At 72.6% G+C, this 13,090-nt stretch carries 13 protein-coding genes; 5 read left to right on the top strand and 8 right to left on the bottom strand.

Annotated features, from left to right (window positions below; translation table 11 throughout):
• Nucleotides 1–50 precede the first annotated feature (50 nt).
• Complete coding sequence (locus BMW67_RS10935) at nt 51–443, bottom strand: AtpZ/AtpI family protein (protein ID WP_072747490.1); 393 nt, start codon at nt 441–443, stop codon at nt 51–53.
• 348 nt (nt 444–791) lie between these two features.
• On the opposite strand from BMW67_RS10935, the gene BMW67_RS10930 reads away from it, so the two are divergent.
• Both BMW67_RS10930 and BMW67_RS10925 read left to right on the top strand, forming a co-directional pair.
• Entirely contained in the window at nt 792–1,685 is an 894-nt protein-coding gene (locus tag BMW67_RS10930) for a cation diffusion facilitator family transporter (protein WP_072747491.1), read from the top strand.
• 122 nt (nt 1,686–1,807) lie between these two features.
• Nucleotides 1,808–4,297 carry a GcvT family protein gene (locus BMW67_RS10925; RefSeq protein WP_072747492.1) on the top strand — a complete coding sequence of 830 codons (2,490 nt, stop codon included), beginning with the start codon at nt 1,808–1,810 and terminating at the stop codon, nt 4,295–4,297.
• A gap of 385 nt (nt 4,298–4,682) precedes the next feature.
• On the opposite strand, the gene BMW67_RS10920 is transcribed toward BMW67_RS10925, so the two are convergent.
• The 5 genes from BMW67_RS10920 to BMW67_RS10900 form a co-directional block, all read right to left on the bottom strand.
• The gene (locus BMW67_RS10920; protein WP_072747493.1) at nt 4,683–5,681 is read right to left on the bottom strand and encodes a threonine ammonia-lyase; all 999 of its coding nucleotides are present in this window, start codon (nt 5,679–5,681) and stop codon (nt 4,683–4,685) included.
• Complete coding sequence (locus BMW67_RS10915) at nt 5,678–6,532, bottom strand: alpha/beta fold hydrolase (RefSeq protein WP_072747494.1); 855 nt, start codon at nt 6,530–6,532, stop codon at nt 5,678–5,680. Before BMW67_RS10915 ends, BMW67_RS10920 begins: the two co-directional genes overlap by 4 nt.
• Complete coding sequence (locus BMW67_RS10910; protein ID WP_072747495.1) at nt 6,529–7,248, bottom strand: haloacid dehalogenase type II; 720 nt, start codon at nt 7,246–7,248, stop codon at nt 6,529–6,531. Before BMW67_RS10910 ends, BMW67_RS10915 begins: the two co-directional genes overlap by 4 nt.
• Before the next feature lie 114 nt (nt 7,249–7,362).
• The gene (locus tag BMW67_RS10905) at nt 7,363–7,770 is read right to left on the bottom strand and encodes a hypothetical protein (protein WP_072747496.1); all 408 of its coding nucleotides are present in this window, start codon (nt 7,768–7,770) and stop codon (nt 7,363–7,365) included.
• A 113-nt stretch (nt 7,771–7,883) separates the two neighbouring features.
• Nucleotides 7,884–8,915: an asparaginase gene (locus BMW67_RS10900; RefSeq protein ID WP_072747497.1), complete on the bottom strand. Its 1,032-nt coding sequence runs from the start codon at nt 8,913–8,915 to the stop codon at nt 7,884–7,886.
• Nucleotides 8,916–9,098: 183 nt separating this feature from the next.
• Here BMW67_RS10900 and BMW67_RS10895 point away from each other — a divergent pair, with 183 nt between their 5' ends.
• The 3 genes from BMW67_RS10895 (at nt 9,099) to BMW67_RS10885 (ending at nt 12,075) form a co-directional block, all read left to right on the top strand.
• Entirely contained in the window at nt 9,099–9,647 is a 549-nt protein-coding gene (locus tag BMW67_RS10895; protein WP_072747618.1) for an invasion associated locus B family protein, read from the top strand.
• A 144-nt stretch (nt 9,648–9,791) separates the two neighbouring features.
• Nucleotides 9,792–10,988, top strand: coding sequence for a dual-specificity RNA methyltransferase RlmN (gene rlmN, locus BMW67_RS10890; RefSeq protein ID WP_072747498.1), 1,197 nt, complete (start codon nt 9,792–9,794; stop codon nt 10,986–10,988).
• An 88-nt stretch (nt 10,989–11,076) separates the two neighbouring features.
• Nucleotides 11,077–12,075 (top strand): NAD(P)H-quinone oxidoreductase, encoded by a 999-nt coding sequence (locus BMW67_RS10885; RefSeq protein WP_072747499.1) that lies wholly within the window; start codon nt 11,077–11,079, stop codon nt 12,073–12,075.
• Nucleotides 12,076–12,106: 31 nt separating this feature from the next.
• On the opposite strand, the gene BMW67_RS10880 is transcribed toward BMW67_RS10885, so the two are convergent.
• A complete protein-coding gene (locus BMW67_RS10880) occupies nt 12,107–12,301 on the bottom strand; it encodes a hypothetical protein (RefSeq protein WP_072747500.1) in 195 nt (64 codons plus the stop codon).
• Between the two features lie 124 nt (nt 12,302–12,425).
• Nucleotides 12,426–13,064: a ribonuclease T2 family protein gene (locus BMW67_RS10875; protein ID WP_072747501.1), complete on the bottom strand. Its 639-nt coding sequence runs from the start codon at nt 13,062–13,064 to the stop codon at nt 12,426–12,428.
• Nucleotides 13,065–13,090: the final 26 nt, after the last annotated feature.

Below are 13,090 nucleotides of genomic sequence, written 5' to 3'. Positions count from 1 at the left end.
CCTGGGCGTGTTCGGTCGCCGCCACGTTCGCTTCCCTCGCTTTGCGGCGCTCAGGCGCCGGCGTTGCCGCCCCCGCCGGGGGGCTCGTTTCCGTTCCGCTCGGCGCCGCCGACCTGCGCGGCGTCCGCCTCGCGGCGCTTTCTTCTGCGCTCCTCGCCGGCGGCGGATTGAAGCATCACCCGCACCCCGGCCGCGAAGCCCAGCAATATGAACAGGATGAGAAAGACCGGCTTCGTGCCGAAGAGGCCGTCGAGCCCCCATCCCATCCCCGTGCCGACCGCGATCCCCGCGCTCAGCTCGATCACCATCCGCCAGGCCAGCTCGGCGCCCGCGAACTTGCCCGGCCGCGCGGCCCGGGGCTTGGGGGCCCGACGTCGCCGCGCTTCTTCCAGCTGCGTCTCCAGCCGCTTGAGGCGATCGGTCGACGTGTCGGGGTCCGACATGATGTCTCCTTCGCCGGTGCGGAGCCGCGCCTTCGGTTGGCGCGCACATTATGAGGGGGTCAATGGTGTGTCAACCCGCTGCGATGCGCTTGGCGTAAAGATGCAAGATGTTGATATGAAAGAGAAATCCTGCGGCGCGACGTTCGGGCGCGCCGCCGGGCCGGCGCCGATGGGGGGTCGGGGGCGGAATCCGCGCCGCGCGGCGGCGGCTCGCGCGCCCGCCATGCGTCGCCGCCCGCGCGCCGGCGTCTTTCGTCGGCGGGCGCGGGCTGCTAGGTTTCGCGCCCGCCCGGGGCCGGCCACGGAGGGGCGGACCCGATGTCAGGCCCGCGGACAAGGAGGCGCCGCATGAGCCAAGATCGCCGGGCCGCGCGCGTACGGCTCAACCTGTCAGCAAGCGCCGCCTCGGTGAGCGTGGCGGTGATCCTGGTGGCGGCCAAGCTGTGGGCGCTGGCGCAGACGGGGTCGCTGTCGATCGCGGCCAGCCTGGCGGACAGCGCGCTCGACCTCGTCGCCTCGCTGGCCGGGCTGGCGGCGATCCTTTACGCCGCGCGCCCGCCGGACGAGGACCACGCCTTCGGCCATGACGCGGCCGAGGATCTGGCCGCGCTGGGGCAGGCGGTCCTGGTGGCGGGATCGGCGCTGATGATCGGATGGCGCGCGATCGCCCGGCTGACGGCGGACGAGCCCGCGCCGCTGCGTCACGAGGAGGCGGGGCTTGCGGTCATGCTCCTGTCCATCGCGCTGACGGCGGCGCTGGTGGCCTGGCAGCGGCGCGTGGCGGCGCGCACCGGCAGCCGCGTGGTGGCGGCCGACTCGCTGCACTACCTGTCGGACCTTCTGCCCAATCTGGGCGCGCTGGCCGCGCTCTGGGCCTCGGCGCGGTTCGGGGTCTCGACGCTGGACAGCATCGTGGCGCTGGGCGCCTCGGCGCTGCTGCTGGCGGGGGCGCGCAACATCGCCGCGGGCGCGTTTCACGCGCTCATGGACCGGCGCGCGGCCCCCGACGTGGTGGCGCGGATCGAGGCGATCGTGCGCGCACATCCGGGGGTGCGGGGCTTTCACGACCTCAAGACGCGCACCTCGGGGGCGCGGCTGTTCATCCAGGTGCATGTCGAGCTCGACGGCGAGCAGTCGCTGCGCGAGGCGCACGACATCGGCGCGGCGCTGCGCCGGCGCCTGCTCGAGGCCTTCCCCGAGGCCGAGGTGATCATCCACAAGGACGTGGCGGGCAGGCGCTGACGGCCCGCCGCGGCGGCGCGTGTCGCAAAGCCGCGCCCGCGCGTCGCCTGCCGCCGCGCGCGGCGCGGCGCGGCGCGCTTGATAGGGGCGACGCATTCCGAGGCATCCGACGGAGGATACAGATGAAAACCCATGCGCGCGCAGTCGTCGTCGGAGGCGGGGCCGTCGGCGTCTCGATCGCCTACCACCTTGCCAAGGCCGGCTGGGACACGGTCCTGCTCGAGCGCGACGAGCTGACCGCCGGCTCGACCTGGCACGCCGCCGGGCTGCTGCCGCTGTTCAACATGAGCTACGCGGTCAGCCACATCCACGATTATTCGGTCAAGTTCTACAAGACGCTCGAGGCCGAAACCGGCCTCAACCCCGGCTTTTCGGTGGTGGGCAACCTGCGCATGGCGCAGACCGACGCGCGCATGGACGAATACGCGCTTTACGCCTCGACCGCCGAATCGGTCGGCATCCCGGTCGAGTGGCTGACCCCCGCCCAGATCAAGGAGCGCTGGCCCCTGGTCCGCACCGAGGACCTCAAGGGCGCGATCTTCCACCCCACCGACGGCTACATCAACCCCGCCGACGTCACCCAGGCCATGGCCAAGGGCGCGCGCCAGCGCGGCGCGGCGATCTACCGCAAGGTCCAGGTCGACGGCTTCGAGCGCCGCGGCGGCGAGTGGGTCGTCAAGGGCCGCAAGATGATCGAGAAGGGCGGCAACCTCGTGCCCGGCGAGGAAACCTTCGAGATCGTCTGCGAGCACGTCGTCACCGCCACCGGCAACCACGCCCAGCGCACGGCGGCCATGGTCGGCTGCTACATCCCCGCCATTCCGGTCGAGCACCAGTATATCGTCACCGAGCCCGACCCCGCCCTGGTCGAATGGCGCAAGGCCGGCAATCCCGAGCATCCCGTGCTGCGCGACGCCGACGCCAAGTGGTATGTGCGCGAAGAGCGCGGCGGCTGGATCCTGGGGCCCTATGAGCGCGGCGCCCCGGCCTGCTTCAAGTTCGGCGTGCCCGACAGCTTCCGCGCCGACCTCTTCCCGCTCGATCTCGAGCGGATCGAGGAGGAATACATGTCCATGATCCACCGCATCCCCTCGACCGAGACGGTGGGCCTGAAGGACGATTTCAACGGCCCCATCTGCTACACGCCCGACGGAAACCCGCTGGTCGGCCCCGCGCCGGGGGTCGAGAACTTCTGGTTCGCCGAGGGCTTCAGCTTCGGCGTCACCGCCGCCGGCGGAACCGGCCATTACCTGGCGCAGCTGATGACCGAGGGCGAGGCCGAGATCGACATGTGGTCGCTCGACCCGCGCCGCTTCGGCCGCTGGGTCAACCGCGAATACGCGGCGAAGAAGAACGAGGAGGCCTACGAGCACGTCTACATCCTGCACCACCCGGACGAGGAGCGCCCCGCCTGCCGGCCCCTGCGCACCGCCCCCTGCTATGACCGCATGAAGGCGCGCGGCGCCCAGTTCGGCCAGGTCAACGGCTGGGAGCGCCCGAACTACTTCGCTCCCCAGGGCTTCGACGACCACGCCGCGCGCAGCTTCCGCCGCGGCGGCTGGTGGCCCTACGCGGTCGAAGAGGCCAAGGCCATCCGCGGCGCGGCGGGCATGATCGACGCCACCGCCTTCGCCAAGCACCGCATCAAGGGGCCGGGCGCGACCGCCTTCCTCGACTGGCTGACCTGCAACAAGCTGCCGCGCGTGGGGCGCATCAATCTGACCTATGCGCTGACCGAGGCCGGCACGATCCGCACCGAGGCGACCATCGTGCGCCTTGCGCCGGACGACTACTACGTCATCACCGCCGGCGCGGCGCAGGAATACGACCACGACTTCTTCGTCAAGCAGGCCGAGAAGAAGCGCGACGAATTCGGCTGGATCGAGGTGCAGGACGTCACCACCCAATATGGCGTCTTCGCCCTGGCCGGCCCCAACAGCCGCGACATCCTGCGCGAGCTGATCGTCGACGCCGACCCCGCCTCGGCGCTGACCAACAAGGCCTTCCCCTGGCTCTCGGCCAGGGAGATCGACCTGGGCATGGTCCGCACGCTGGCGATCCGCGTCGCCTACACCGGCGAGCTGGGATGGGAGCTGCACCACCCGATCGAGATGCAGAACCACCTTTTCGACCGGCTGATGGAGGCGGGCGAGAAGCACGGCCTCAAGCTGGTGGGCGCGCGCGCGCAGAACTGGCTGCGGCAGGAGAAGTCCTACCGCGCCTTCGGCTCGGATCTGGGCCGCGACGCCACCCCGCTCGAGGCCGGCCTGCACCGCTTCGTGGACATGGAGAAGGACTTCCGCGGCAAGGCGGCGATGCAGTCCCTGGGCATCCGCTCGTCCTGCGTGACGCTGCTGATCGACGGTCCCGAGGACGCCGACCCCTGGGGGCGCGAGGCGCTGCTCAAGGACGGCGAGAAGGTCGGGCGTCTGACCTCGGGCGGATATTCGGTGGCCTTCGGCAAGTCGATCGGCATCGGCTATGTGCGCCCCGATCTGGCCGCGCCCGGCACGAAACTGCAGGTGCGCATGCTGCGCCGGCTGTGGGACGCCGAGGTGGTCGAGGAAAGCCCCTACGATCCGAAGAACGAGCGCATCCGCAAGGACGGCTGACCGCCGCCCGCGCCGGGGCCGACCGCGCGCCCGCCCCGGCGCGACGTCCGCCGCGACGGGGGGGCGGGCGCTGAAAACAAGTTGAAGGCCCGTCTCGGAAATCTCGAGACGGGCCTTCGTCAGGCGGCGCCGCGGCGCGGCATGTCTTCCCCAAGAGTTGCCGTCGCGTGGCGGCGGTGTTCCCGCTGTCTCCCGGCCTCAATTTCCGGTTCCTCAGCGGCGCCGTTCACATGTCCTGCGCCTTCCTGTTCTTCGCCCCACACCCTCACCGTGCGTTGCAGGACATGTATGGGCGATTCCGCGTGATCGGTTCGTGACGCGTCCGCGCGCGCAGCGCCGTCAGGCGCCGTAGAAATACCTAACAGGGCGAGGCGCGACGCGGGATTCAGACCTCGGCGCCGTCATTGCGGGTCAATGCGCGCGCGAAAAGCGCCGAATCGACGTTGCCGCCCGAGGCGATCACGATCGCCGCGTCGGATTCGAGCGAATCGGGCCGGAACAGTGCCGCCGCCAGCGCCGCCGCGCCGCCCGGCTCGACGACGATCCGCAGGCGCTCGAACGCCGTCGCCATGGCGCGCAGGGCCTCGTCGTCCCGCACCCGAAGGCCGGGGCCGCACAGCGCGCGCATGATGGGAAAGGTCAGCTCGCCGGGGCAGGGGGTCAGGATGGCGTCGCAGATCGAACCCTTCTCGGACGGGTTGCTCAGCCGCCGCCCGGCCGCGAGCGAGCGCGCGACGTCGTCGAAGCCCTCGGGCTCGACCGGACGCACGCGCATGTCCGGCGCCGCCTCGGCCAGGGCCAGCGCGACCCCGGCCGTCAGCCCGCCGCCGCCGCAGGGAACCAGCACCTCGGCGCGCGCGACGCCCGCGGCGCGGGCCTGGGCGGCGATCTCGAGCCCCGCCGTGCCCTGGCCGGCGATGACGTGCGGATCGTCATAGGGCCGCACCAGCGTCAGGCCGCGGGCGCGGGCGATGCGGGCGGCAAGCTCCTCGCGGCTTTCCTCGCCCCGGCGATAGGTCGCCAGCTCGGCCCCCAGCGCGCGCGTCGCCTCGCGCTTGGCGCGCGGGGCGTCCTCGGGCATCACGATCACCGCCGGAACGCCCAGAAGCCGCGCCGCCAGCGCCACGCCCTGCGCATGGTTGCCCGATGAATAGGCGATGACGCCGGCCCGCAGGCGCTCGGGCGCCAGCGCGGTCATCGCCGACCAGGCGCCGCGGAACTTGAAGGCGCCGCCATGCTGAAGGCATTCGGCCTTGATCAGGATTCGCCGCCCTGCCGCTTCGTTGAGCAACGCCGATTCCAGCAGCGGCGTGCGCAGCGCCCGCCCGTCCAGCCGGCGCGCCGCGTCGGCGATCATGGCCGGATCGACCGCGAAGCCGCTCATCGCGCGCGCGCCAGCAGCGATTCGATCGCCGCGATCGCCTCGGGTTCGTCCAGGAACGGCGCATGCCCGCGATCGGCGATGGTCACATGCGCCATGTCCGGGCGCAGAGCGGCCATCCGCGCCAGCGCGTCGGCGTCGAGGATGTCGGAATTCTCGCCGCGGATCGTCAGGAGCGGCACGCCCTCGAGCGCGGCGAACAGCGGCTCGAGCGACAGCGAATCGCCTTCGACCGCGGCCAGCGCCGCCGCCGTCGCGTCGCGCAGCCGCGGGTCGTAGGACAGGACGGGCCGCCCGCCCTCGTCGTCGAAAATCGCGCGCGCATGCCGCTCCCACCGCGCCAGGGGAACGCCCGGGAAACGCGCCGCCTCGGCCTCGGCGATGGCGCGGGCGGCCTCTTCGAAGCTGGCGTGGTCCGGGGGCAGACCAAGATAGCCCATGATGCGCCGCAGCCCGTTGATCCGCACCTCGATGCCGATGTCGTTGAGGACCAGGGCGCGCACCGAGCCCGGGCGCAGCGCCGCCATGGTCATGCCCAATATGCCCCCGCGCGAGGTCCCGACCACCGCCGCGCCCTCCAGCCCCAGATGGTCGAGCAGCGCCAGCGCGTCGGCGGCCTCGACCGCGGGGGCGTATTCGGCCAGCGGATCGCGCGCGCGCTCGGACAGGCCGCGGCCGCGCGAATCCAGCCGGATGACGCGCCACCGGCCGACCAGCGCGTCGCGCAAGGGCTCGAAATCGCGGCGGTTGCGCGACAGCCCGGCCAGGCACAGCACCGGCGGCCCGTCGCCCTCGTCCCAATAGGCCAGCCGGCGGCCATCGGGCGCGGCGAAGAAGCGGGGCTCGGCGCTCATGCGACGCCCGCCAGGGCGGGGACGCCGCTCAGATCGCGCAGGATGGCGGCCGGGCGCCAGGGCAGTCGCTCGACCGGGTCGCCCGCGCGGTTGACCCAGGCGGCGCGAAAGCCGTAGCCCGCCGCGCCCGCCGCGTCCCAGCCGTTGGACGAAAGGAACAGAACCTGGCCCGCGGGAACGCCGAAATGGCGCTCGACCAGCGCGTAGGCCGCGGGGGCGGGTTTGAACACGCCCACCGATTCGACCGACAGCGTGGCGTCGAGAAGATCGGCCATGCCGGCGCTTTCGACCGCGTCGGCCAGCATGTCGGGCGTGCCGTTCGAGAGGATGGCCGTGCGCAGGCCCGCCGCGCGCAGCGCCCTCAGCGCCGCCGGCGCCTCGGGATAGGCGTCGAGCCGGCGGTAGAGCGCGAGCAGCGCCTCGCGCTCGGGGGCGGCCTCGGGGCCGACGGCCTCGATGGCGTAGTCGAGCGCCTGCGCCGTCACCGTCCAGAAATCGGCATGCACGCCGGCCGCCGCGCGCAGCCATGTGTATTGCAGCTGCTTGGCGCGCCAGATCTCGGACAGGCGGGGCCAGATGCGCGCGAAGCTTTCCTTGCCCGGTTGGGCGGCAAGATTGCGCGCCGCGGCGGCCACGTCGAAGAGCGTGCCGTAGGCGTCGAAGACGCAGACGGTCGCGGAGGCGGCGCCGGCCGGGGGCGTGAGGGGCTGGGGCATGAGCGATCCTCCTGCGTGCGCGCACGGCCCTGGCGCGGGCCGCCCGGCCGGACGATCGCCCCGCGCGCCCCGCGGCGCAAGAGGCGCCGGGCCGCCTTTCCGCCTGGCGGCGGATCAGACGCCGCGCCCGCCCTCGTCGTCAAGCCGGTCGGCGTCGAAGGGCGCGGCCATCAGCGCGTCGCGGCCCGTGCGCAGCAGCCGCGCGGCGACGGCGTGCAGCGCCACTGGGTCATGCGCGACGCACACGTCCAGCAGCGCGCGCGCCTGGCGCGAGACCTCGGTCATGCCGATCTGGCCCGGCACGGCGATCAGGTCGCGCGCGATGCGGGCGACGGCGGCCCAGTCGTCTTCGCGCAGCGCCCGCTCGAGCGCCGCGAGGCGATCGGTGGCGTGCAGGATGCCGTCTTCGATGATCTCGCGGCACAGATGCGGCCCGACCGCCTCGCGCAGGGCTTCGATGGCGTCGATGTCCAGCGCGGCTTCCCGCGCCGTCGGCAGAATCCTGACGATGGTTGCGCTCATGTCTCCGTTCTCTCCCATAGGCGCCGCAGGGCGCCGCATCACCACGCTCCGAAGAATGGCGCGCATTCGTGAAAGGCGCGTTAGCGCGGCGGGCGCGGGCGGGAGAGCGGCGCTCAGGCCGGATCGGGCAGGACCGCGCGCAGCGCCCCCACGCGCAGGCCGCGGCGGTTGATCTCGTCGGGCGAAAGGCGCTTGCGCACCGCCGGATCCTGGGGATCGGCCACGCCAAGACGCACCAGGATCGCGGCGATGGCGGCCTCGGAGGCGCGCGTGGCGCCGTCGTCGATCTTCAGCGCCACGCCCAGCCCCAGCTCGGGCAGGATGGCGGCGAAGACGCCCTCGGCGCCGGTCTTGATCACGGCGCGCACGCGCCCGCCGCCGTTGACGGCGCGCATCAGCTCGGTGCAGGCGCGCCCCTCGCCGGCGACCAGCTCGGGATGGGCGGCCATGGCCTCGGTCAGGCGCCGGGCGGCCTGGGCGCGGGCGGGCGGCAGGGTTCCTTCGGGCCGGGCCATGCGCGCCATCGCCAGCGCCAGCCCGCGCAGCCGGGCGGCGTGGTTGGGCGCCGAGCAGCCGTCGATGCCGTATCCGATCGGCTCCTGCCCGGTCATTTCGTGAAAGGCCTCGGCCACGGCGCGCTGAACGGGGTGGTCGGGATCGACGTATTCGGACCCGCCGCCCAGATGCCGCCCCAGGGTCAGAAAGCCCGCATGCTTGCCCGAGCAGTTGTTGTGGGTCTGGTCGGGCGGGCAGCCGCAGGCGCGCAGGCGCTCGCGCTCTTCGCGGTCGTCGGGGCGCTGGGGGCCGCAGCGCAGGTCGCTCTCGGCCAGGCCAAGATCCGCCAGCCAGGCGCGCACGCGCGCGACGTGCATCCGCGCGCCGTTGTGCGAGGCGCAGGCCAGCGCAAGGCGCTCGTCGTTCAGCCCGAAGCGGTCGGCGGCGCCGCTTTCGACCAGCGGCAGCGCCTGGAGCATCTTGCATGACGAGCGCGGGTAGATCGGCCGATCGACGTCGCCCCAGGCGGCGATCAGCGCGCCGTCGGGGGCGCAGACGGCGGCGATGCCGCGATGGACCGATTCGGTCATCTCGCCGCGGCGCAGCTCGACCAGCACGGGGGCGGCGTCGTCGAATGAGGGTCGGGTCATGGGGGCGGATCCTTCGAGCGGCGGACAAGCGGCGGAGCCCGCGCCGCGGCCCGCCGGGGGTGGCGCGCGGCGGCGCTTTGCGGCTAGATTAACCGTGCAGGCGCACAAGCAAAAGCCGCGACGCGCGCGCGCCGCGAAGAAGCGAACCGCGAGCGGACGACGAAAAACGACGATGAGGCGATGATGAGAGCAATCGAAACCGGAATCCGGGCGGCGGCGGCGGCCATCCTCGCGCTGGGGCTGGCGGCCGCGCCGGCGGGGCAGGCCCTGGCGCAGACGGCCAACCGCGTCGACGCGAAGAAGGACTGGTCGGTCTTCGTCGGATCCGACCGCGACGGCAAGCTGTGCTGGATCGCCAGCAGGCCGACCGCCTCGGTGGCGCTGCGCGACGGCAAGCCGGTGTCGGTGCGCCGCGGCGACATCTTCCTGATGGTCTCGGTGCGTCCGACCAGGGGCGTGAAGAACGAGGTCTCGATGCTGTCGGGCTATCCGTTCAAGCCGGGGTCGAAGGTGAAAGCCAGGGTCGGCTCTTCGGAATACGAGATGTTCACCAAGGGCGAGGGCGCCTGGCTCAGCTCGGCCAAGGAGGACGACCGCATGGTCGCCGACATGAAGCGCGGGGCGACGGCGGTGCTGACGGGCGTCTCCAGCCGCGGCACGGTGACGAAGGACACCTTCTCGCTTCTGGGCTTCACGGCGGCGCTGGCCGAGGCGCAGGCGCGCTGCAAGTGAGCCGCCGGCGCCCGCGGCGCCTTGGCGCGGCGACGCGGATGTGATAGCCAATGGGCGACGCGCCTCCCGCCCTGTGCTGGGGGCGCGCGCGCTTTTGCGCCGCAGGCCGCGGGCCGCGCGGCGCCTGCAACGGAGGCCGCCGCCATGACCGCATCGCATCCGCAGCCGGCCGCGACGCCCGAGCCGGCGCCGCTGCGCCCCGACGTGGCCGCCTATGCCCCGCGCCCGGCGGCGGGCAAGCCCGCGCTGGTCGGCCTGACGCGCGAGGCGCTGCGCGCGGCGCTGATCGAGGCCGGCGCGCCCGAGGGGCAGGCCAGGATGCGCGCCGGGCAGCTGTGGCAGTGGATCTACCAGCGCGGCGCGACGGATTTCGCGCAGATGACCAACCTGTCCAAGGCGTTTCGCGCCTTTCTGGACGAGCGTTTCGTGGTCGGCCGGCCGCAGATCGTCACGCGCCAGGTCTCGCAGGACGGCACGCGCAAGTATCTGCTGCGCATCGAGGGCGGGCACGAGGTCGAGGCCGTCTACATTCCCGAAGAGGACCGCGGCACGCTGTGCGTCAGCTCGCAGGTGGGGTGCACGCTGACCTGCTCGTTCTGCCACACGGGCACGCAGCGGCTGGTGCGCAACCTGACGGCGGCCGAGATCGTCGGCCAGATCCTGGCGTGCCGCGACGATCTGGGCGAATGGCCGCGCCCGGGCGAGCGCCCCTCGGACAAGCGCCTGCTGTCGAACATCGTGCTCATGGGCATGGGCGAGCCGCTCTACAATTTCGAGGCCGTGCGCGACGCGATGAAGATCGCCATGGACCCCGAGGGCATCAGCCTGAGCCGCCGGCGCATCACCCTGTCGACCTCGGGCGTCGCGCCGCTGATCCCGCGCGTGGGCGAAGAGATCGGCTGCATGCTGGCCATCAGCCTGCACGCCACCACCGACGAGGTGCGCGACAAGCTGGTGCCCATCAATCGCAAGTGGAACATCGCCCAGCTGCTGGACGCCTGCCGCGCCTATCCGCGCCTGTCCAACGCCGAGCGCATCACCTTCGAATACGTGATGCTCAAGGGCGTGAACGATTCGGACGAGGACGCGCGCCGCCTCGTGCGCCTGATCGCGGGGATTCCGGCCAAGATCAACCTGATCCCCTTCAACCCCTGGCCGGGCGCGCCCTACGAGCGTTCGGACTGGGACCGCATCGAGGCCTTCGCCGAGATCGTCAACCGCGCCGGCTACGCCAGCCCCGTGCGCACGCCGCGCGGGCAGGACATCATGGCCGCCTGCGGGCAGCTCAAATCCGCCACCGAGCGCGCGCGCAAGGCCCGCGCCGCCGCCCCGGCGCGCTGAAACGGGCCGCGCGGGGCTTGCCGCGCGGGGGGCGGGTCGGGCATTGATGGCGCGACGGCGCCGGCCAGGCGCGCAGCGGAGAACCCAGATGCAAGACCTTCCCACCGACATGCTCGCGGTCGAGATCGCGCGCCCCGGCGGCCCCGAGGCGCTGACCCCCGCGCGGCGTCCGATCCCGACGCCCGAGCAGGGGCAGATCCTGATCAAGGTCGAGGCGGCCGGCGTCAACCGGCCCGACGTCCTGCAGCGCGCGGGGGCCTATCCGCCGCCGCCGGGGGCCTCGGATCTGCCGGGGCTCGAATGCGCGGGCCAGGTCGTCGCGGTCGGGCCCGGCGTCGACCGCTGGAAGCCGGGCGACCGGGTGTGCGCGCTGCTGCCCGGCGGCGGCTATGCCGAATACGCGCTGACCCATGCCGATCACGCGCTGCCCATCCCGGCGGGGCTGACGGCGGTCGAGGCCGCGGCGCTGCCCGAAACCTTCTTCACCGTCTGGACCAACGTCTTCGACCGCGCCCGGCTGCGCGACGGCGAGACCTTTCTGGTCCATGGCGGCTCGTCGGGCATCGGCTCGACCGCGATCCAGCTGGCGCGGGCCTTCGGCGCGCGCGTCTTCGCCACGGTCGGCTCGGAGGAAAAGGCCGCCTTCTGCCGCGCGCTCGGGGCCGAGCTGGCGATCAACTACAAGACCGAGGATTTCGTCGAGGCGGTGCGCGGCGCGACCGGCGGGCGCGGCGTGGACGTGATCCTGGATATGGTGGGGGGCGAGTATCTGGCCCGCGACGTGGCGGCGCTGGCCGATGACGGGCGGCTGGTGATGATCGCGTTCCTGGGCGGGTCGAAGGCGACGCTCAACTTCGCGCCGGTGATGGTGCGGCGGCTGACGATCACCGGCTCGACGCTGCGCCCGCAGTCGATCGAGGCCAAGGCGGCCATCGCCCGCGCGCTCGAGGCGCATGTCTGGCCGCTGATCGAGGCCGGGCGCGTGGGTCCGCGCGTGCACGCGACCTTCCCGCTGGCCGAGGCGGCCAGGGCGCACGAGCTGATGGAAAGCTCGGCGCATATGGGCAAGATCGTGCTGACGGTCTGACCGGCGCGTCAGGCGGGGAGTTGACGCAGCGTCAGGACGAGGCGTCGGACTTGCCGTGAATGCACAAGAGCGCCGCGCGCAGATGCGCCGCGGCGCCCTCGCAGCCCATGCTTTCGGCTTCGGCGCGCGCCCAGATCAGGATCCGGGCCAGCGCGGCGCGCTCGGCGGCCGAGGCGTCGGGGGCGGTGCAGGGCTGTTCCAGCTCGACAAGCCGCAAATGGCGCATTCCTGGCGTCCTCGCGTCGGTGAACGTGGCGTGACCGAATCAACCTAGAAGGCCGGCCTCGGGGCGCGTCAAGGGGTCGCGGCGCAGTCGGGCTGGGTGTTCTTGTCCCGTTCGCGAAATTTCGTCAGCGCGGCGGGTCAAGCCTGGCCATCCCCCGGCAATCGCGCGCGCTTTCGGGCGCGCAGGGCCGCGGGGACAGGTCCTTGTTCAGGCAGATTCGCACCTCGCGAATCGCTCCGTCGCGGCAGACGATGGTGATCGCGTCGGGCGTCAGCTCGGGGTTCGCCTCGAGGAAGGCCTGCTCGATCACCCGCGCGTCGATGCGCACCGCGCGCTCGAGGCGGCGCAGCGCCTCGGGGCGGACGACGCGCGCCCAGGCCTGGCGCATCAGCGCGTAGTAGTCGCCCGCGCTCAGCCCGGTGCAGCGCCCGTGCTTCTTCCACTGATGCCAGGCCAGCCCGGCCGATCCCATGATGTCGGCCATGGCGGCGCTTTCGGCGCGGCTGGGGTCGCGGCGCCCGGACCGGCACCAGGCGGGCCAGCCGCGCTCGTATTGCGGCCAGAGCCCGTGCAGCACGAATCCCAGCCGCCGTCCGGGCGCGCATTGTTCGGCGCCGCGCGCGCGCCCCTCCTGGGCGCACCAGGCGGGCGACCAGCTCAGGGCCAGGATGTAATGGTCGAAATCGCCCGCCGGCCGTTGCCGATCGGCCAGGATCGGCCCCGAAAGCGCCCAGAAGGCGGCGATGGCGAGCAGAAGGCGCATGTTTGACCCTTTCGTTCGGTCTCGAT

The organism is Oceanicella actignis (assembly GCF_900111545.1).
Taxonomy (GTDB): domain Bacteria; phylum Pseudomonadota; class Alphaproteobacteria; order Rhodobacterales; family Rhodobacteraceae; genus Oceanicella; species Oceanicella actignis.
This window is presented reverse-complemented; position numbering and strand designations above follow the sequence as displayed.

Bases quoted from the DNA above. Each gene is read 5' to 3' on its own strand.
- BMW67_RS10910 (WP_072747495.1), bottom strand. From the start codon at position 7,248: ATGCCCCAGCCCCTCACGCCCCCGGCCGGCGCCGCCTCCGCGACCGTC.
- BMW67_RS10880 (WP_072747500.1), bottom strand. From the start codon at position 12,301: ATGCGCCATTTGCGGCTTGTCGAGCTGGAACAGCCCTGCACCGCCCCC.
- BMW67_RS10895 (WP_072747618.1), top strand. From the start codon at position 9,099: ATGAGAGCAATCGAAACCGGAATCCGGGCGGCGGCGGCGGCCATCCTC.
- BMW67_RS10925 (WP_072747492.1), top strand. From the start codon at position 1,808: ATGAAAACCCATGCGCGCGCAGTCGTCGTCGGAGGCGGGGCCGTCGGC.
- rlmN (WP_072747498.1), top strand. From the start codon at position 9,792: ATGACCGCATCGCATCCGCAGCCGGCCGCGACGCCCGAGCCGGCGCCG.
- BMW67_RS10930 (WP_072747491.1), top strand. From the start codon at position 792: ATGAGCCAAGATCGCCGGGCCGCGCGCGTACGGCTCAACCTGTCAGCA.
- BMW67_RS10905 (WP_072747496.1), bottom strand. From the start codon at position 7,770: ATGAGCGCAACCATCGTCAGGATTCTGCCGACGGCGCGGGAAGCCGCG.
- BMW67_RS10875 (WP_072747501.1), bottom strand. From the start codon at position 13,064: ATGCGCCTTCTGCTCGCCATCGCCGCCTTCTGGGCGCTTTCGGGGCCG.
- BMW67_RS10915 (WP_072747494.1), bottom strand. From the start codon at position 6,532: ATGAGCGCCGAGCCCCGCTTCTTCGCCGCGCCCGATGGCCGCCGGCTG.
- BMW67_RS10900 (WP_072747497.1), bottom strand. From the start codon at position 8,915: ATGACCCGACCCTCATTCGACGACGCCGCCCCCGTGCTGGTCGAGCTG.
- BMW67_RS10920 (WP_072747493.1), bottom strand. From the start codon at position 5,681: ATGAGCGGCTTCGCGGTCGATCCGGCCATGATCGCCGACGCGGCGCGC.
- BMW67_RS10885 (WP_072747499.1), top strand. From the start codon at position 11,077: ATGCAAGACCTTCCCACCGACATGCTCGCGGTCGAGATCGCGCGCCCC.
- BMW67_RS10935 (WP_072747490.1), bottom strand. From the start codon at position 443: ATGTCGGACCCCGACACGTCGACCGATCGCCTCAAGCGGCTGGAGACG.